Here is a 17,445-nt window from a genome sequence, read left to right on the forward strand (position 1 = left end):
CAGGCGTCTCCTAATCAGGCCAGCGCCGCACGAGCGGCGGCGAAGGCGTCTGGGGTATTGAGGTTGTGGGTGGCCACGCCATCGGCGCAACGCTTGTTCAATCCAGCGAGGACCTTGCCCGGGCCGCACTCGACCAGTTGCAGGGCGCCCTGGGCGGCCAGCGTCTGGATCGATTCGACCCAACGTACCGGCTTGTAGAGCTGCTGCAGCAGATCGGCTTTCAGCGTCTCGAGGTCGGAGACGACACTGGCGGTGACGTTCTGCACCAGCGGGATCTGCGGGACCTGCCAGTCAATGGCTGCGATCGCCTCAGCGAAGCGTTCCGCCGCCGGGCGCATCAGCTCGCAATGGGAAGGCACGCTGACCGGCAGCGGCAAGGCACGCTTGGCGCCTTTGGCCTTGCACACTTCGATGGCACGCTCCACGGCGGCCTTGGCACCGGCTATCACGACTTGTCCGGGCGAATTGAAATTCACCGCGCTGACCACATCGCCCTGAGCGGCTTCGGCACAGGCATCAATAACCACCGCATCGTCCAGACCCAGAATGGCCGCCATGCCGCCCTGCCCCGCAGGCACGGCGTCCTGCATCAACTGACCACGGCGCTCGACCAGCTTCACCGCGTCTGTGAGGGTCAGGCTGCCGGCCGCAACCAGCGCGCTGTACTCACCCAGACTGTGACCGGCGACATACGCCGGGCGCACGCCGCCTTCCGCCAGCCACAGACGCCACAAGGCGATCGATGCGGTGAGGATGGCAGGTTGGGTTTTATCGGTCTGGTTGAGGCTCTCTTCAGGGCCCTGCTGGGTCAACGCCCAGAGGTCGTAGCCCAGAGCGGCGGAAGCCTCTTTGAACGTCTCCAGCACCAGCGGATGCTGCGCGCCCAGCTCGGCCAGCATGCCGAGGGACTGCGAGCCCTGGCCCGGAAAGACAAATGCGACGGAAGCAGACATTAACAAGCCCCTGATTATTCTCGTCAAAATGAGCGTCCGGCGGGCCGAACGCGAGGTAATTCAATGTGTTGCGATGGACAGTTGGATGACCATGCGGTCACAGGCGTCACATTCTAGCCCAAGACGCCCGTCGAAGCCTTAAAGCAGATCGTCCAGACGACCGCGCAAGCGCTGCGGCAGGTTTTCCTGAATCTCGATCAGCGCCCGCTGTATCGCGCTCTGGAACCCCTGCGCATCGGCGGAGCCGTGGCTCTTTACCACGATGCCCTGCAGACCGAGAAAGCTGGCGCCGTTGTGCCGCGCCGGGGCCAGATCGGCCTTGAGCCTGCCGAGTACAGGCCTTGCCATCAAACCCACCAGCCGCGACAGCACGTTGCGGCGAAACAGCCGCTCGATGCGCTCGCCAATCATCATTGCCAGGCCTTCGCTGGACTTCAGCAGCACATTGCCGACGAAGCCATCGCAGACCACGACATCTGCCTCACCCCGATACAACCCATCGCCTTCGACGAAGCCGATGTAATTCAGCCCAGGTGCAGCCTGTAGCAGACTGGCCGCCAGCTTGACCTGCTGATTGCCCTTGATGTCTTCGGTACCGACGTTCAGCAGTGCGACTCTGGGTCGCACCACACCCAGCGCCTCCGCCGCTACCGAACCCATCACGGCGAACTGATAAAGATGCTCGGCGGTGCAATCCACGTTCGCGCCCAGATCCAGCAACTGGCAATAACCGCCCTGCGTCGGAATCGCAGCCACCATGGCTGGGCGGTCGATGCCCGGCAGGGTTTTCAGCACGAATCGGGACAGCGCCATCAAGGCACCGGTATTACCTGCGCTGACGCAGGCATGGACCTTGCCCTCAGCGAGAAGCCCCAACGCAACACGCATCGACGAATCAGGCTTGCCACGCAAGGCCTGGGACGGACGCTCATCCATGGTGATGATTTCACTGGCGTGCACGACGTGCAGGCGCGAGCGATCGACACCAGAGTGGCGTGCGATGAGTTCTTCAAGAAGGGAGGATTGACCGACGAGGGTCAGGTGTAACGAGGGAGTAGCAAGCAGGCAGGCAATGCTGGCCTGAACAATGTTGCGGGGACCGAAGTCCCCGCCCATTGCGTCGATCGCGATGACCGGAGCAGACAAGAAATTACTCGTCAGCGCCCTTGTCGATCACTTTACGGCCACGGTATACGCCTTCTGGCGATACGTGGTGACGCAGGTGAACTTCACCGGTGGTTTTTTCTACAGACAGAGTGCTAGCCTCGAGAGCGTCGTGGGAACGACGCATGTCACGGGCAGAGCGGGATTTTTTGTTCTGCTGAACAGCCATAATTGATTAACTCCTAAACGTTTGGGTCACGCTTTAACTGCGCCAATACACTGAACGGGTTGGACCGCGTTACCTCGTCCTCGCTCGGCTCGGACTCATTAAGGTCCGCCGGCGGCTGGCATTCTTTCGGATCATGAGTTGGAACAATGGGCAAGGCGAGCAGAAGCTCATCCTCGATCAAAGCCAGCAGATCCATGGGATCTTCGCCGAGTTCCAGCACGTCATAGCCTTTCGGCAACGACTGGGTGTTTGCACCCTCCTTCACCACCGCATAACTGCATTCGCTGTGGATCGGAAAGGTGACCAGCTCAAGACAACGCTGGCAAACCATTTTGACTTCGACGTCAATTTCACTGTGGATAACCACAGCTCGCTGCTCGTCTCGCTCAAAAACGAATTTCGCCTGCACCGTACCGAGATTGTCAGCAAGCGGGTCGCAGAGTCTCTCCAAATCAGCCAGCAGCATCTCTCCCTGAAGAGTAGTGCCACGATCAGCTAATTTGCGCGGGTCAACGTGAGGTGGAATCGGGTCATTCAACATAGGCGCAGCATTCTAGGGACGACCCTTGCGACTGTCAAAGGAAATTCAGGCCTGTTCGCCACCGGAGCCGCTGATTACACTCGACTTTCATGTTACGGAGCCACCCATGCTGCCTCTTCTCCTTGCTTCCAGCTCTCCCTATCGCCGCGAATTGCTCGACCGCCTGCGATTGCCATTCGTCTGCGCGTCGCCCGACATCGATGAAAGCCGTCGGCCAAACGAGCCGGCAATCGACCTTGTCACCCGCCTGGCGCGCGAGAAAGCCATGGCACTGGCCGAACAATTCCCCGACCACCTGATTATCGGCTCGGACCAGGTGGCAGTGCTCGGCGAGCAGATCCTCGGCAAACCGCATACGTTCGAGCGTGCGCTGGAGCAGTTGAAGGCGAGCAGCAGCAACAGTGTCACCTTCCTCACCGGCCTTGCGCTCTTCAACAGCCACACAGGTCAGTGCCAAGTCGATTGCGTGCCCTTCACCGTGCACATGCGCCAACTGGACGACACTCGCATCAGCCGCTACCTCCGCGCCGAGCAACCCTACGACTGCGCAGGCAGTTTCAAGGCCGAGGGACTGGGCGTCAGCCTGTTCCGCAGCACTGAAGGCCCGGATGCGACCAGTCTGATCGGCCTTCCTTTAATACGCCTGGTAGACATGCTGATGAACGAAGGCATCGAGTTACCGTAATGCAGATGCGAAAAGCCCGACCAATGGCCGGGCTTCTCATCACACATCAAGACTGTAACGATCAGCGCAGGGACGGCCCGTTGAAGCCTGCCCACATCGCGATCTGCTCGGCGACGCTGGCGCCCATCTTTTTAGAGAAACGATCGAACGGCGACTCTTTAACCGTGTAATCGACCATCTCCTTCTCGCCGATGATATCTCGCGCCACGTAGCTGGCGCTGCCTAGCCCATCGACCAGACCCAGGCCCACTGCCTGCTCACCCGTCCAGACCAGACCCGAGAACAACTCCGGATGGTCCTTATCTTTCAGGCGGTCACCGCGACCCGCCTTCACGCTGGCGATGAACTGCTTGTGGGTGGTGTCCAGAACACCCTGCCAGAACGCAGTCTCGTCAGGCTTTGGCGGCTGGAACGGGTCAAGGAATGCCTTGTGCTCGCCCGAGGTATAGGTACGACGGTCAACACCGAGCTTTTCCATCGTGCCGACGAAACCGAAACCGGCCGCGGTGACACCGATCGAACCCACCAGACTGGCTTTGTCCGCGTAGATCTGGTCGGCGGCGCTGGCGATGTAATACGCACCGGACGCTCCGAGATCAGTGATCACTGCATACACCTTGATGTCCGGCTTCTGCGCACGCAGACGGCGGATTTCATCGTAGATATAGCCGGACTGCACCGGACTGCCGCCCGGGCTGTTGATGCGCAGAATCACGCCCTTGGTTTTTTCGTCTTCGAACGCTGCCCGCAGACTGCCAACGATGTTGTCGGCACTCGCGGCCTCGGTGTCAGCGATCATGCCCTTCACTTCGATCAGCGCGGTGTGGCTGGTGCTGCGTGAACCGCCCTTGCCGAAATCCATCAGCGGCGAGAACAACGCCAGCGCGCCGAACAGATAAAGAAAGGTCAGGGATTTGAAGAAGATCCCCCAGCGCCGCGACCGGCGCTGCTCCTGCACGCTGGCGAGCAGGGTCTTTTCCAGCAGTTTCCAGCTTTTTGCATCCCCTGCGTCATCGCGCTCTGGCGAAGACGGAGACTTCCATTCGTCCGACATAGATCATTTACCCCAACAACGAAGTTTCAGCAGTCCGCGCACCCAACCAGGTGCGCAATTCGGAAAAGTGCTCGATCGCCAGACGCGGCTGGTACTGAAGCAGAGAGCCTAGCGTTTGCGCGCCGTACCCGACAGCCACTGAATCCATTCCGGCGTTACGTGCCATCAACAGATCGAATGAAGCATCGCCAACCATCAGGGCCCTTTCAGGCCTGACGCCGCAATGTTGCAGGATTTCATTGAGCATCAGCGGATCAGGCTTGCTGGCCGTTTCGTCCGCTGCGCGCGTGGCGTCGAAGAAGTCGCCCCAGCCATGGGCCTTGAGGACACGATCCAGACCCCGCCGGGCCTTGCCGGTGGCGACCGCCAGACGATAACCCTCGGCACGGAACGCCTCCAGCGACTCACGGACACTTTCGAAAAGCTTCGACGGCTCGACGTCCATCGCCATGTAATGGTCGGCGTAGTGTTGCCGGAAATCGATCAGGTCGCTGTCAGTGATGTCCGGGTACAACGTGCGAATCGCCTCCGGCAAGCCCAGACCAATGATGCCCTTGATTGCTTCATCATCACGGACCGGGCGAAAGGCAAGCTGCGCGGCGGCCTGCATCGCATCGACGATACGACCGACGGAATCGGACAGCGTGCCGTCCCAGTCGAAGATCAGCAGTTCGTAATCAGGGCGCAAGCAGCAGTCGCTCCACGGTCTTGGCCCACATCTCGTCGACGGGCGCTTCGAGTTTCAACTCGCCGCCATCCGGCAGCGGCACGGTCAGGGCATACGCATGGAGGAACAGGCGCTTGCCGCCGAGGTCACGGATCTCGCGACTGAAATCCTCATCACCGTACTTGGGGTCACCGGCAATGCAGTGACCGGCATGCAAGGCATGCACGCGAATCTGGTGGGTGCGGCCGGTGATGGGCCGGGCTTCGACCATGGTGGCGAAGTCTCCGAAGCGGCGCAGGACCTTGAACAGGGTAAGCGCCTCCTTGCCCTCTTCGTTGACCTCGACCATGCGCTCGCCGGAGCGAAGGTTGCTTTTGAGCAACGGCGCACGGACCTGCTTCTGCGCGGTCGGCCAGTTGCCACGGACCAGCGCCATGTAGCGCTTGTCGACGCCGTCGCCGCGCAACTGCTCATGCAGGTGACGCAACATGCTGCGTTTCTTGGCGATCATCAACAGCCCGGAGGTGTCACGGTCCAGGCGGTGGACCAGCTCCAGCTCCTTGGCGTCGGGACGCAGCTGACGAAAGGCTTCGATGACGCCAAAGCTCAATCCGCTGCCGCCGTGAACCGCGATGCCAGCGGGCTTGTTGAGGACGATCAGGCCTTTGTCTTCGTGGACAATGGCGGCTTCAAGACGCTGCAGCAAACCCTGGGCAACCGGCACAGGCTCGTCGCGCTCAGGCACGCGAACGGGCGGCACGCGCACGACATCGCCCGACTGAAGCTTGTACTCGGGCTTGATCCGGCCCTTGTTCACACGCACTTCGCCCTTGCGCAAAATGCGGTAAATCAAGGTCTTGGGAACGCCCTTGAGGTACGTGATCAGAAAGTTATCGATGCGTTGACCGGCAAATTCCGGCGCAACCTCTACCAGCCGGACGCCGGGGGTTGGGGGGGTGATATTTGTCATGGCGCAAATCATAACAATTTTTTATGGATTTGAAGCACTTAATGATTGCTGCTATAGTCGCGAACGCCGCCAAAAGCGGCCTGGACAGCGGACAAACGGTATGACAACCGGCCCTGCCCAACGCAATTCACGAGGGCGCGAGGCCGTCCTACGGGGCTTTCGGTGACAACGGAAGATATGCAAGCGTAACGAGCGCAGGTGACATGAGGCCTGAAACAAGCCCGATCGCAGAGTGAGTCACTCGCCATCGAGGCCCACGTTCAAGGCCAGTTCACAAAGTGCAGTCGCTGGCAGTCGCTCCGGGCGAATGCTTCGGAAACCACGCCTTATTTGAGCCATGACGCGCGAACTTCCCATGGAAGATTGCGATAAATGCAACCCGCTGCGGATTCAGCGCGCGGCAGCACCCGAATTATCAGGGATACGTGTGGGGTGGAGACGCACAACCGTCGGACTGTGTAGCACAAGGCTTTATTCAAGACGCTTCATATCGTCCGCTACCGATGGTTGATTCCTCCTCCTGACAAAGCTTTTGCTGACAGGGTGTCATTTGTCACCACAGCAAGCAGGAACGTCGTCGCGACTCGGCCCCGCTGGCCGAACCTCGTTAGACACTGGAGTGTTCAAGCACTCCTGACGTGCCCTGACACCGACCGTGAGAAGTCGTGTGTGCCGAACGCCGTTTCCGGCAGCCCGGAAACCGACGGTACTACATGAAAAGAATGCTGATTAACGCAACTCAACCCGAAGAGTTGCGTGTTGCGCTGGTAGACGGCCAGCGCCTCTACGACCTGGACATCGAATCCGGGGCCCGCGAACAGAAGAAGGCCAACATCTATAAAGGCCGGATCACGCGTATCGAACCCAGCCTTGAAGCCGCGTTTGTCGACTTCGGCTCCGAGCGTCACGGCTTTCTGCCGCTGAAAGAAATCTCCCGCGAATACTTCAAGAAGTCGCCTGAAGGCCGCGTCAACATCAAGGACGTCCTGAGCGAAGGCCAGGAAGTCATCGTTCAGGTCGAGAAAGAAGAGCGTGGCAACAAGGGCGCGGCCCTGACCACGTTCATCAGCCTCGCAGGCCGTTACCTGGTCCTGATGCCGAACAACCCGCGCGCCGGCGGCATCTCGCGTCGTATCGAAGGCGAAGAGCGCAATGAACTGCGTGAAGCGCTGAACGGCCTCATCGCCCCTGCCGACATGGGGCTGATCGTTCGTACTGCCGGTCTTGGCCGCAGCAGCGAAGAAATGCAGTGGGACCTCGATTACCTGCTGCAGCTGTGGACCGCGATCAAAGAGGCCTCCCTCGACCGCTCCGCGCCGTTCCTGATCTATCAGGAAAGCAACGTCATCATTCGCGCCATCCGCGACTATCTGCGCCAGGACATCGGCGAAGTGCTGATCGACAGCGTCGAAGCCCAGGAAGAAGCGCTGACGTTCATTCGTCAGGTGATGCCGCAGTACGCCAGCAAGATCAAACTCTACGAAGACAGCGTTCCGCTGTTCAACCGTTTCCAGATCGAAAGCCAGATCGAAACCGCCTTCCAGCGCGTCGTCGAACTGCCTTCCGGTGGCTCCATCGTCATCGATCCGACCGAAGCCCTGGTGTCCATCGACATCAACTCGGCGCGCGCCACCAAAGGCAGCGACATCGAAGAGACCGCCCTGCAGACCAACCTTGAAGCGGCTGAGGAAATCGCCCGTCAACTGCGTCTGCGCGACATCGGCGGCCTGATCGTCATCGACTTCATCGACATGACCCCGGCCAAGAACCAGCGCGCCGTGGAAGAAAAGGTCCGTGAAAGCCTCGAGGCCGACCGCGCCCGCGTTCAGGTCGGTCGCATCTCGCGCTTCGGCCTGCTGGAAATGTCCCGTCAGCGTCTGCGTCCCTCCCTGGGCGAGAGCAGCGGCATTGTCTGCCCGCGTTGCAACGGCACCGGCATCATCCGTGACGTTGAATCGCTGTCGCTGGCCATCCTGCGCCTGATCGAAGAAGAAGCGCTGAAAGACCGCACTGCCGAAGTGCGTGCTCAAGTGCCGATCCCGGTCGCTGCGTTCCTGCTCAACGAAAAACGCAACTCGATCACCAAGATCGAACTGCGCACCCGCGCGCGCATCATCATCCTGCCGAACGACCATCTCGAGACGCCGCACTTCGAAGTGCAGCGTCTGCGTGATGACAGTCCGGAAGCTCACAGCCTGCAGACCAGCTATGAAATCGCTGCCGCTGCTGCTGAAGTGGAAGAAGTGGCACCGCCTGCCGCCGCTACCCGCACCCTGGTTCGCCAGGAAGCGGCAGTCAAGACCGCCCCGGCCCGCGCCAATGCACCGGTTCCGGTTGAAGCCGCTGCGCCGGTTGCCGCTGCCCCCGCACCGGTCGCCCACGAGCCAAGCCTGTTCAAAGGTCTGGTGAAATCGCTGGTCAGCCTGTTCGCTTCCAAGGAAGAGCCTGCTCCCGCGCCTGCCGCCGTGGTCGAAAAACCGGCTGCCGAGCGTCCTGCGCGCAACGACGAGCGCCGTAATGGCCGTCAGCAGAGCCGCAGCCGTAACGGTCGCCGTGACGAGGAACGCAAGCCGCGTGAAGAACGTGCGCCGCGTGCCGATCGCGAAGAACGCGCACCTCGTGAAGAACGTGCCCCACGTGAGGAGCGCGCGCCTCGTGAAGAGCGTGCAGCGCGCGAGCCGCGTGAAACCCGTGACGAAACCACTGCACCACGCGAAGAGCGTCCGGCCCGTGCGCCACGCGAAGAGCGTCAACCACGTACCTCGCGCGAAGACCGCAAGCCTCGTGAAGAGCGTGTGCGTGAACTGCGTGAGCCGATCGATGCCGCTCCGGCTGTCAATCTGCCCCGCGAAGAACGCCCTGAGCGCGCCCCGCGTGAAGAGCGTCAGCCACGTGCGCCGCGTGAAGAGCGCCAACCACGCGCTGAACAGGCTCCTGTTGCTGTCGAAGACGAAACCCTGCTGACCACCGAAGAGCAACAGGATGACAACCAGGAGCACGCCGAAGGCGATCGCCCTCGTCGTCGTTCACGCGGTCAGCGTCGTCGCAGCAACCGTCGCGAGCGTCAGCGTGATGCCAACGGCAATGAAATCGAAGGCAGCGAAGGCGTTGAGGGTTCAGAAGGTTCTGAAGCCATTAACGGCGAAGGCAACGAGCACGGTCATGAGTCCCATGACGAAGTGCACGCGAACGCCGACCGCGGCAATGTCGCCGCCAGTGCAAGCGTTGCTGCCGTAGCGGAGCGCGTTATCAGCGCCACTGCCGAAGCCGATGCCCACCGCCAGGCTGAACGCGCCACCGCATCGGTTGACGCAAGCGCGACTGACGCTGCACCGGCCGCTCAGGCTTTCGAAGCAGCGCCAGAAGCACCGGTCGTCGAGGCCCCTGCGCCTGAAGCCAAGCGTTCGGTGATGCCGGAAGTTGAAGTGGCCACATTCGACGCCTCGCTGAGCCCGTTCGAACGTCAGGTGAAAGCAGCTGCTGAAGCCGAATCGAACGACGCGCCAGCCAGTGCCGAGATCCCGGTCGCTGTTGACGTGCCCGCGTTCATGGAAGCTCCGGCTTCTGCACCGGTCCACGAGGTCGTTGAAGTGGCCGTCGCTGAGCCGGTTCACGTCGTGGAGCCTGTTGAGGCGGCAGAGCCTGTCAAAGCACCTGAGCTCGTTCAGATTACTGAACCTGCACAAGCTGCAGAGCCCGTGCAGGCCAAGGCCTCGGAAATCGATGCGCCGACAGTGGTTGAACCGGCTGCCCAACAGCCTGTAGCGGCTGAACCGGTCATCGCGCCAGCCGTCGAAGCGCCAGCTCAGACCGCAGCACCGGAAATCGTCGCCGCACCAGTGGCGGTCGAAACTCCTCAGGCGCCGGTTGCAGAACCTGTGACTGAAGAGACGCCAGCGCTTCCGGTTGCCAGCAATGGCCGTGCACCGAACGATCCTCGTGAAGTTCGCCGCCGTCGTCTGGAAGCCGAGCGTCAGCAGAAAGAGGCGCAAGCCTCGGATGAGCCTAAGCCGCTCGTTTAATCGCCGGTAAATGAAAAGCCCCACCTGTGTGAGCAGGTGGGGCTTTTTTATGCCTGGCGTTTAGGAGTGTGGAAGTTAGCGCGGTTGGGCTTGACTGAGATCAGCGCGGTTTAAAGGTCAACGCAGCAGGCACGTCTACATCCCACAACACACCCGGGTCGTCGACCTCGACCTCCTTGATCCGCGCGCCCTGGAAAAGCCGCTTGGCGCCCTTCTCCCCAGCCAGTGCCATGAGCGCTGGCCCGAACGCACGACCAAAAGCGACAGGATGCCCATACCGTCCGCCATGGACCGGCACGCTGATGGCGTCGTCCTCCACCGAACGCGTTAAGCGCTCGAGTGTGTCCACATGAATGAAGGGCATGTCGCCCAAGGCAATCAACCAGCCGCGATGGGCGGGCTCGGCCGAGACGGCAGCGGCGATGCTGTCGCCCATGCCGGGGGAATCCAGCACCACCACTTCATAGCCATGGCGCAGGCCCAACTCGGCAACGCTGCAGTAGGCGGATCGGGTCAGCAGGACGGTTTTGTCGGCGAAGGGTTTTACGTTGGCGAGCACCTGTTCCAGCACCGATCGCTCCATGCCATCACGCCCGACGCATTGCGCGAGCAGTTTGTTGCGGTGGTGCCCGGCAACCGCTCGGTAACGGCTGCCGAGGCCCGCCGCCAGCACGATGGCACACAGGGTGTCACTCATGTTGAACCCTCATGGGATACACGCTGACTGAAGCTCAGCCGGGGAAAGGCGATCCCCGGTTCTTGCTCAATACAGATTGGGTTCCATTTCCAGCGCAACGCCAAAGCGTTCGAGAATGTCCGCCTGGATCCGCTGCGCAAGGCCGAGCAATTGCCCGCCGGACGCCTCGCCATAGTTGACCAGCACCAACGACTGCAGCGCGTGAACGCCAGCGTCGCCGTCACGAAAGCCCTTCCAGCCCGCCTGCTCGATCAACCAGCCGGCCGCCAGCTTTACCTGACCATCGGCCTGAGGGTAGCCGACCACGCCAGGATGGGTGAGCTTGATGGCAGCAACACGCTCGGCGGACACCAGCGGGTTCTTGAAGAAGCTCCCGGCATTGCCCAGCGTCGCGGGGTCCGGCAGTTTTTCGCTGCGAATGGCGCAGATCGCCCGGCTTACGTGCATCGGCGAAGGCTGTTTGATGCCTTGCTCTTCCAGGCGCTGACGCACCGGACCGTAATCGAGATGAAGGTTGGCCGAATAGCTGAGCTTGAAGCGAACCCGCAGGATCAGCCAGCGATTTGGCTGATGCTTGAACAGGCTGTCCCGATAACCGAACTCGCAGTCGGCCAGGGCAAATTCCCGCAACTCGCCGCTGTGTCGGTCGATCGCCGTGAGACTGTGGAAAACATCCTTGAGCTCAACGCCGTAAGCGCCGATGTTTTGCATCGGTGCAGCGCCGACGGTACCGGGGATCAGGCTGAGGTTTTCCAGCCCGGCCAACCCCTGGGCGAGCGTGTCCAGCACGAAAGGATGCCAGGGCTCGCCCGCCTCCGCTTCGACAATGGCGCCGTCGCAATCCTCTTGAACGATGCGGATGCCACGGTTGGCCATGCGCAACACGAGGGCATCGACATCACGGGTCAGCAGCAAGTTACTGCCGCCGCCGATGACCATCAACGGCACGTCGTGGCTGGCCGAATACGCGAGGGCCTCGCGAACGTCGTCGTCGTTGAATGCCTCGGCAAAACGCCGGGCATGCACATTCACGCCGAACGTGTTGTAGGCTTTGAGAGACACCTCGTGTTGCACATTCAGCGTCATGGGTGCATCCGCGAAAACAGTGGAAGAATGACCAGAGCCATGCTCATCAAACCTCCAGCAGACGACGAACGCGTTCCAGGTCTTCAGCGGTGTCTACGCCGGCCGGGGGCGCCTCAAGGGCGTCGGCCACATGAATGCGCACGCCGTGCCAGAGTGCACGCAACTGCTCGAGGTTTTCGGTGTTTTCCAGCCAGCATGGGCCCCAGCTGACGAAGTCGTGGAGGAACCCGGCGCGGTAAGCATAAATGCCGATATGGCGGCGATACGGCACGCCTTGCGGCAGCTCGTCGCGGGTCTTCGCGAGCGCATCGCGAGCCCAGGGCAGCGGCGCGCGGCTGAAGGTCAGCGCCAGGCCATTGAGGTCCGAGCAGACCTTGACCACATTGGGGTTGAACAGCGATGCCACGTCCTCGATCGGCTCGGCGAGGGTCGACATGCGCGCTTCAGGGTGCGCGGCGAGATTATCGGCGACCTGATCGATCACGGCGGGCGGGATCATCGGTTCGTCACCCTGGACGTTGACCACGATGGCGTCGTCGGCCAAACCCAGCTTGGCGGCGACTTCCGCCAGGCGGTCGGTGCCGGAGTTGTGATCGTCGCGGGTCATCAGCACTTCGGCGCCGAAGGCCTGGCAAGCCTCAACGATGCGCTGATCATCGGTGGCAACCACCACACGCTCTGCGCTGCTCTTTCGCGCCTGTTCCCAGACGTGCTGGATCATCGGCTTGCCGGCGATGGTTTTCAGCGGCTTGCCCGGAAAGCGACTCGAACCGTAGCGCGCCGGAATGACAACGGTAAACGCTGCGGTCATTTGTCCAGACGCTCGTCGGTGGTGAGGGTCCGCGCTTCGCTTTCCAGCATTACCGGGATGCCGTCGCGAATCGGATAGGCAAGACCGGCGCCTTTGCTGATCAGCTCGGTTTTGTCGGCGCTGAGCTTGAGCGGACCCTTGCAGATCGGGCAGGCAAGAATGTCGAGCAATTTGGTGTCCATAAGAAATCCTGAGCGAGTCATGGCAAAAGACGGGTTAACTGCGAATCGAACCAACTGACGAACGCCGGCGAAGGCACGGCTTCCACGGCCAGGTACCACCAGTCCGGTGCGGCGAAGGATGCGCATTTGACGGCGTCCTTCTCGGTCATGACCACGGGCAATGCCGGGGTGAACGACAGTGCCTGGGCACTGAACACGGCGTGGTCGGCGAACGCATGTGGAACAGGCCGCCAGTGTAGTCCTTCGAGGGTGTTGAAGAAACGTTGCGGATTACCGATCCCGGCCACCGCATGGACCTGCTGCCCGGGCGGGAAATGATCGACCGGCCGGCGTTCACCGGTCACCAGGTTGACCAGCGCGGAGGGCTTGAGCTGAAACGCAAAGCCGTCGTCGCGATCCGCGGCCGCGCCGTTGTACAGTAGCGCATCCACGCTGTGCAGCCGCTCCACCGGTTCGCGCAACGGGCCCGCCGGCAGGCAGCGGCGATTGCCGAGGCCGCGGACGGCATCGATAAGGACCAGTTCGAGGTCGCGGTACAGGCGATAGTGCTGCAGGCCGTCGTCGGAAAGGATGAGATCGAGGGACTCTTCAGCCAGCAAGGTGCGCACGGCTTGCGAGCGGTCCGGGTCGATCATCAGCGGCACGCCGGTGCGGTTGACGATCAGTAGCGGCTCATCGCCCGCGTGCTCCGGGGGCTGTTGCGGCAGTACCCGCCAGGGCAGGCTCGGCGGCTTGGCGCCGTAACCCCGGCTGACCACACCGACGCGCAGCCCGCGCGCCCGGCAATGGTCGATCATCCAGAGAATCAGCGGCGTCTTGCCGGTGCCGCCAATGGTGATATTGCCGACGACCACGACCGGGACGGGCGCTTTATAGCTGTTGCCCTGCCCTGCAAGAAAACGCGCGCGCTTGCGGTTCACCACGCGCCGGTACAGGCATTCGAGCGGGCGCAGCAGCGCCAGCGCCGGATGGCCTTTGTACCAGGCGTCGAGCAGTCGGTCCGTGAATGCCATCAGTTAGCCGATGCGGCCTCGACGGTGGTCATGCGCAAATGAGCGAAACCGAGCTTGCCGGCGGCGTCCATGGCGGTAATCACCGCCTGATGGGGCGTCTTGCCATCGGCGCTGATCGACAGCGGCAGACTGGTGTCGCCCTCGGATTCCTTCTGCAGGGCATCGATGAGGGTTTCCAGTTTGCTGTCGCCCAGCAGGGTGTTGTTCACCGAATAAACGCCGTCGGCATTGATGGTGATGTCGAGGTGTTTTTTGTCGACGTCATCGGCCGAAGCGCCGGTCACCGCTTGGGGCAGGTCGACGCGCAGCTGGGTTTCCCGGGTGAACGTCGTGGTCACGACGAAGAACAGCAGGAGGATGAACACCACGTCGATCAGCGACACCAGATTGATGTCGATGGTCTCCCTGGGCTTGCGACGGCGGAATTTCACTTCTTCTTGCCCTCGCCACGCGCGGCAGCCTTGATGTCGGGCTTGGCGTCGGTGAGGTCGACGTCACGATCGCCCTGCACGACTTCCACCAGTTTGATGGCTTCCTGTTCCATGCCGACCACCAGCTCGTCGACCCGGCTTTGCAGATAGCGATGGAAGAAGATCGCGGGGATGGCAACGGTCAGGCCCGAGGCGGTGCAGATCAGCGCTTTGCCGATACCGCCGGCGAGCATGCCGGCGTTGCCGGTCATGCCGCTGCTGGTGAATGAGCTGAAGATATCGATCATGCCGAGGACGGTTCCCAGCAGACCCAGCAATGGCGCCATGGCAGCGATGGTGCCGAGTGTTGCCAGGTAGCGCTCGAGCTCGTGAATGACCCGGGCCGCGGCTTCCTCGATGCACTCTTTCATGATCTCGCGACCATGACGGGAATTGGCCAGACCGGCGGCGAGGATTTCACCCAGCGGCGAGTCGGCGCGCAGCTCCTTGAGCTTCTCGGCGCTCAGCTGGTTGTCCTGAATCCAGCGCCACACCTGGCCGAGCAAATGCGGCGGTGTAATGCGACTGGCGCGCAGGGTCCAGAGGCGTTCAATGATGATTCCGGCGGCGGCAATGGAACTCAAAATGATCGGCAGCATCATCCAGCCACCTGATTTGACCAGCTCCCACACAGCGTCCACCCCCTGAAAAAAAGTGGCGCCACTCTAACATAGCGTCGGCGCCTCGCCGAACGTGTCGATGAATAACCCTCCCTTTCAATCACGCCAGAAGCGTCGCGTCCTGCGTTCTGCCCAAGCTTCTTCGTAGGCGCCCAACTGCAGAGTGATAGCGCCCAGTTCTGCGCTGTCGTGAATCTCCATCCCGGACCACGCGTACCGCGACATCACCAGAGGATGGGGATGACCGAACGCATTATTGCGGCCGCGGGAAATCAGCACGTCGCGCGCCCCGACCGCGCGCAGGAACGCCCGGGACGAGGAGCTGCGACTGCCGTGGTGAGGAGATTGCAGCCATTGGGCGCGGACGTCGAACCCGTCGTCGAGCATCGCGCGTTCCGCCTCTGCATCGATATCACCGGTGAGCAACAGCCGCTCGCCGTTGGCATCGACGCTGAGCACGCAAGAGGCTTGATTGCCCTCGGCGGCTTGCTCCCAGATCCAGGTGGAGAAAGTGACCTCATCCCACGTCCATGTTTCTCCGTTACGGCAGGACTCGGCTGACAACTCGGCAGGCATGCGCCCTACGTCACCCGCCAGCACTCTTGCAACCGGTAGGCCTTTTCGAACGGCGGCGGCGCCACCAGCGTGGTCGGAATCGGCATGACTGAGCAGCAGCGTATCCAGCTGTCTGATTCCGGCGCGGCGAATGGCCGGCAACACCACGCGCTCGCCGATATCGAAATCACCGAAACGCGGCCCCGCGTCATACAACAGTGTGTGGTCGCGGGTGCGCAGCAGAATGGCGAGCCCCTGCCCCACGTCCAGTTGCAACACTTCGACTTGCCCGGCGGGAACGGTTTTCTGCGGCGGGAAGACGCACAGCAACAGCATCGGCCAGCCCAACGGCCGCATCGGCAGGCCTTTGGGCAGCAACAACAGCACGGCGCCGAGCAGGCTGAGCGGCCAGACCCACACCGGCACGTGCGGGCCGGTCCAGGCAGGGGCGAGATCGGCCATGAACGTCAGCCAGCGAAACAGCCCGTCCATCGCGCCGCCTGCCAGCCACAGGAGGCTTTCGCCGATGAGCGGGATCGCCAGCAGCAGCGTTCCGAGCAACGCCAGAGGCAAAATCAACAGGCTCACCCACGGCACGGCGAGCAGATTGACGGCCGGGCCGCTCACGCTCACCGGCAGGTTCAGCGCCAGCAGCACCGGCAGCAGCCCCACCGCGATCAGCCATTGCGCGCGGGTCCAGCTCTGCAGCCAGCTCCACCGCCCGAGTCGCCCGCTGAAAATCAGCATCAGGATGGCGACGGCCAGAAACGACAGCCAGAACCCCGGCCGCAACGTGATCAGCGGCTCGGCGATCAGCACCAGATTCAGCGCCAGCAACAGCGGCCACGTAGTGCCCAGATGGCGGAAACGCAGACGCCAGACCAGCACCAGACCCAGCATGATGACAGCCCGCTGCACCGGCACTTCAAAGCCCGCCAGCACGCCGTAGGCCAACGCGCCCACGAACGCCGCGATGCACGCCGAGGGCAGCCAGGGCAGAAACGGCGGCCACGCGCCCCATCGGGCCAACCCCGCGACGAGGCCGTAGAGCAAGCCGGCGAGCAGGCCGATGTGCGTTCCGGAAATGACCAGCAAGTGAACCGTTCCGGTGTCCTGCAGGACTTGCCAATCGGCGGCGCTCAGTCCGGAATCGTCACCGAGCACCAAGGCGGCCAGCCCGCCCTGTCGCCCCTGAGCATCCACACTGAGCAGGCGCTGGCGAATCCCGTCCCGCCAGTTGCCCGGGGCCGGTTCAAGCAACTGGCCGTCCGCCACGGTGCCAGTGGCACCAATGCGCTGGGCCAGCAGCCACGCCTGGTAATCGAAGGCGCCGGGATTGACCAGCCCACCGGGTCGCTTGAGCTTGACCGCCAGACGCCAGCGCTCGCCGCTGCTGATCGGCGGACCGCCATACCAGCCAATGCGGATCTGTTCGGGCAACTGCGCGCGTCGTGATACGGGATCATCCAGCTGAAACCGCACCACGCCGTCGATTGTCTGCGGCAGCCCGACGACGCGTCCCTCCAGCCAGAGCGTCTGCCCGTCGAGGCGCTCGGCCAGTCGGTCCTCCAGCGCCGACGACGCCGAGACGCAGGCCCAGGTCAGGCCGAGCAGGTAAAACGCCAAGGGGTAGGTGCGAAACGGCAGCAGCATCAGCGCCATCACGGGCATCGCCAGCAGCAACCAGACCGGCGGTAATGCGGGCAAAAATCGTAGCGTCAGCAATCCGAGTGCGAGGGCGAGCATCCCTGTGCGCATGAGGCTTTCCTTGTCTGCGGGTGAAATC

Annotated in this window: 17 protein-coding genes; 2 read left to right on the forward strand and 15 right to left on the reverse strand. The window is 62.3% G+C overall.

From position 1 onward, the window contains the following. Nucleotides 1-14: 14 nt before the first annotated feature. The 4 genes from fabD to ACYAR8_RS03460 form a co-directional block, all read right to left on the reverse strand. Nucleotides 15-953 carry an ACP S-malonyltransferase gene (fabD, locus tag ACYAR8_RS03445; protein ID WP_108120320.1) on the reverse strand — a complete coding sequence of 313 codons (939 nt, stop codon included), beginning with the start codon at nt 951-953 and terminating at the stop codon, nt 15-17. A 138-nt stretch (nt 954-1,091) separates the two neighbouring features. Next, complete coding sequence (plsX, locus tag ACYAR8_RS03450; protein ID WP_074888133.1) at nt 1,092-2,099, reverse strand: phosphate acyltransferase PlsX; 1,008 nt, start codon at nt 2,097-2,099, stop codon at nt 1,092-1,094. Nucleotides 2,100-2,103: 4 nt separating this feature from the next. Further along, the gene (gene rpmF / locus ACYAR8_RS03455) at nt 2,104-2,286 is read right to left on the reverse strand and encodes a 50S ribosomal protein L32 (protein ID WP_003179396.1); all 183 of its coding nucleotides are present in this window, start codon (nt 2,284-2,286) and stop codon (nt 2,104-2,106) included. 13 nt (nt 2,287-2,299) lie between these two features. Next, on the reverse strand, nt 2,300-2,827 hold the full coding sequence (locus tag ACYAR8_RS03460; protein WP_074888135.1) for a YceD family protein: 528 nt from the start codon (nt 2,825-2,827) through the stop codon (nt 2,300-2,302). A 106-nt stretch (nt 2,828-2,933) separates the two neighbouring features. Here ACYAR8_RS03460 and ACYAR8_RS03465 point away from each other — a divergent pair, with 106 nt between their 5' ends. Beyond that, nucleotides 2,934-3,512 carry a Maf-like protein gene (locus ACYAR8_RS03465; RefSeq protein WP_178086316.1) on the forward strand — a complete coding sequence of 193 codons (579 nt, stop codon included), beginning with the start codon at nt 2,934-2,936 and terminating at the stop codon, nt 3,510-3,512. Nucleotides 3,513-3,573: 61 nt separating this feature from the next. Here the strand turns inward: ACYAR8_RS03465 and sppA are convergent, their stop codons facing one another. From sppA to rluC, 3 genes are read right to left on the reverse strand one after another with little or no spacing between them, the layout of a single operon-like run. Next, nucleotides 3,574-4,566, reverse strand: coding sequence for a signal peptide peptidase SppA (gene sppA, locus ACYAR8_RS03470; protein WP_463579084.1), 993 nt, complete (start codon nt 4,564-4,566; stop codon nt 3,574-3,576). A gap of 7 nt (nt 4,567-4,573) precedes the next feature. Continuing rightward, the gene (locus ACYAR8_RS03475; RefSeq protein WP_463579085.1) at nt 4,574-5,254 is read right to left on the reverse strand and encodes an HAD-IA family hydrolase; all 681 of its coding nucleotides are present in this window, start codon (nt 5,252-5,254) and stop codon (nt 4,574-4,576) included. After that, complete coding sequence (gene rluC / locus ACYAR8_RS03480) at nt 5,244-6,203, reverse strand: 23S rRNA pseudouridine(955/2504/2580) synthase RluC (protein WP_463579086.1); 960 nt, start codon at nt 6,201-6,203, stop codon at nt 5,244-5,246. Before rluC ends, ACYAR8_RS03475 begins: the two co-directional genes overlap by 11 nt. 713 nt (nt 6,204-6,916) lie before the next feature. Between rluC and rne the strand changes: the two genes are divergently transcribed. Continuing rightward, the gene (gene rne / locus ACYAR8_RS03485; RefSeq protein ID WP_463579087.1) at nt 6,917-10,225 is read left to right on the forward strand and encodes a ribonuclease E; all 3,309 of its coding nucleotides are present in this window, start codon (nt 6,917-6,919) and stop codon (nt 10,223-10,225) included. A 100-nt stretch (nt 10,226-10,325) separates the two neighbouring features. Here the strand turns inward: rne and ACYAR8_RS03490 are convergent, their stop codons facing one another. From ACYAR8_RS03490 to ACYAR8_RS03525, 8 genes are all read right to left on the reverse strand, one after another. Continuing rightward, nucleotides 10,326-10,922, reverse strand: a complete 597-nt coding sequence (locus tag ACYAR8_RS03490; RefSeq protein WP_463579088.1) for a nucleotidyltransferase family protein — start codon at nt 10,920-10,922, stop codon at nt 10,326-10,328. 66 nt (nt 10,923-10,988) lie between these two features. Then, entirely contained in the window at nt 10,989-12,008 is a 1,020-nt protein-coding gene (murB, locus tag ACYAR8_RS03495) for a UDP-N-acetylmuramate dehydrogenase (RefSeq protein WP_108120332.1), read from the reverse strand. A 46-nt stretch (nt 12,009-12,054) separates the two neighbouring features. Further along, complete coding sequence (kdsB, locus tag ACYAR8_RS03500) at nt 12,055-12,819, reverse strand: 3-deoxy-manno-octulosonate cytidylyltransferase (RefSeq protein WP_074888161.1); 765 nt, start codon at nt 12,817-12,819, stop codon at nt 12,055-12,057. After that, nucleotides 12,816-13,001 (reverse strand): Trm112 family protein, encoded by a 186-nt coding sequence (locus ACYAR8_RS03505; RefSeq protein WP_003174668.1) that lies wholly within the window; start codon nt 12,999-13,001, stop codon nt 12,816-12,818. Before ACYAR8_RS03505 ends, kdsB begins: the two co-directional genes overlap by 4 nt. A 17-nt stretch (nt 13,002-13,018) precedes the next feature. Continuing rightward, entirely contained in the window at nt 13,019-14,014 is a 996-nt protein-coding gene (gene lpxK, locus ACYAR8_RS03510) for a tetraacyldisaccharide 4'-kinase (protein ID WP_463579089.1), read from the reverse strand. Continuing rightward, the gene (locus ACYAR8_RS03515) at nt 14,014-14,445 is read right to left on the reverse strand and encodes an ExbD/TolR family protein (RefSeq protein ID WP_065993112.1); all 432 of its coding nucleotides are present in this window, start codon (nt 14,443-14,445) and stop codon (nt 14,014-14,016) included. Before ACYAR8_RS03515 ends, lpxK begins: the two co-directional genes overlap by 1 nt. Further along, nucleotides 14,442-15,116 carry a MotA/TolQ/ExbB proton channel family protein gene (locus ACYAR8_RS03520; RefSeq protein ID WP_074888166.1) on the reverse strand — a complete coding sequence of 225 codons (675 nt, stop codon included), beginning with the start codon at nt 15,114-15,116 and terminating at the stop codon, nt 14,442-14,444. Before ACYAR8_RS03520 ends, ACYAR8_RS03515 begins: the two co-directional genes overlap by 4 nt. A gap of 84 nt (nt 15,117-15,200) precedes the next feature. Beyond that, entirely contained in the window at nt 15,201-17,417 is a 2,217-nt protein-coding gene (locus ACYAR8_RS03525) for a DNA internalization-related competence protein ComEC/Rec2 (RefSeq protein ID WP_463579090.1), read from the reverse strand. Nucleotides 17,418-17,445: the final 28 nt, after the last annotated feature.

Source organism: Pseudomonas sp. HP_01, from assembly GCF_055284355.1.

What these genes read in the sequence shown, in the direction of transcription:
- fabD (WP_108120320.1), bottom strand. Translation starts at nt 953, where the DNA reads ATGTCTGCTTCCGTCGCATTTGTCTTTCCGGGCCAGGGCTCGCAGTCC.
- rpmF (WP_003179396.1), bottom strand. Translation starts at nt 2,286, where the DNA reads ATGGCTGTTCAGCAGAACAAAAAATCCCGCTCTGCCCGTGACATGCGT.
- ACYAR8_RS03460 (WP_074888135.1), bottom strand. Translation starts at nt 2,827, where the DNA reads ATGTTGAATGACCCGATTCCACCTCACGTTGACCCGCGCAAATTAGCT.
- ACYAR8_RS03465 (WP_178086316.1), top strand. Translation starts at nt 2,934, where the DNA reads ATGCTGCCTCTTCTCCTTGCTTCCAGCTCTCCCTATCGCCGCGAATTG.
- sppA (WP_463579084.1), bottom strand. Translation starts at nt 4,566, where the DNA reads ATGTCGGACGAATGGAAGTCTCCGTCTTCGCCAGAGCGCGATGACGCA.
- rluC (WP_463579086.1), bottom strand. Translation starts at nt 6,203, where the DNA reads ATGACAAATATCACCCCCCCAACCCCCGGCGTCCGGCTGGTAGAGGTT.
- rne (WP_463579087.1), top strand. Translation starts at nt 6,917, where the DNA reads ATGAAAAGAATGCTGATTAACGCAACTCAACCCGAAGAGTTGCGTGTT.
- ACYAR8_RS03490 (WP_463579088.1), bottom strand. Translation starts at nt 10,922, where the DNA reads ATGAGTGACACCCTGTGTGCCATCGTGCTGGCGGCGGGCCTCGGCAGC.
- murB (WP_108120332.1), bottom strand. Translation starts at nt 12,008, where the DNA reads ATGACGCTGAATGTGCAACACGAGGTGTCTCTCAAAGCCTACAACACG.
- kdsB (WP_074888161.1), bottom strand. Translation starts at nt 12,819, where the DNA reads ATGACCGCAGCGTTTACCGTTGTCATTCCGGCGCGCTACGGTTCGAGT.
- ACYAR8_RS03505 (WP_003174668.1), bottom strand. Translation starts at nt 13,001, where the DNA reads ATGGACACCAAATTGCTCGACATTCTTGCCTGCCCGATCTGCAAGGGT.
- lpxK (WP_463579089.1), bottom strand. Translation starts at nt 14,014, where the DNA reads ATGGCATTCACGGACCGACTGCTCGACGCCTGGTACAAAGGCCATCCG.
- ACYAR8_RS03525 (WP_463579090.1), bottom strand. Translation starts at nt 17,417, where the DNA reads ATGCGCACAGGGATGCTCGCCCTCGCACTCGGATTGCTGACGCTACGA.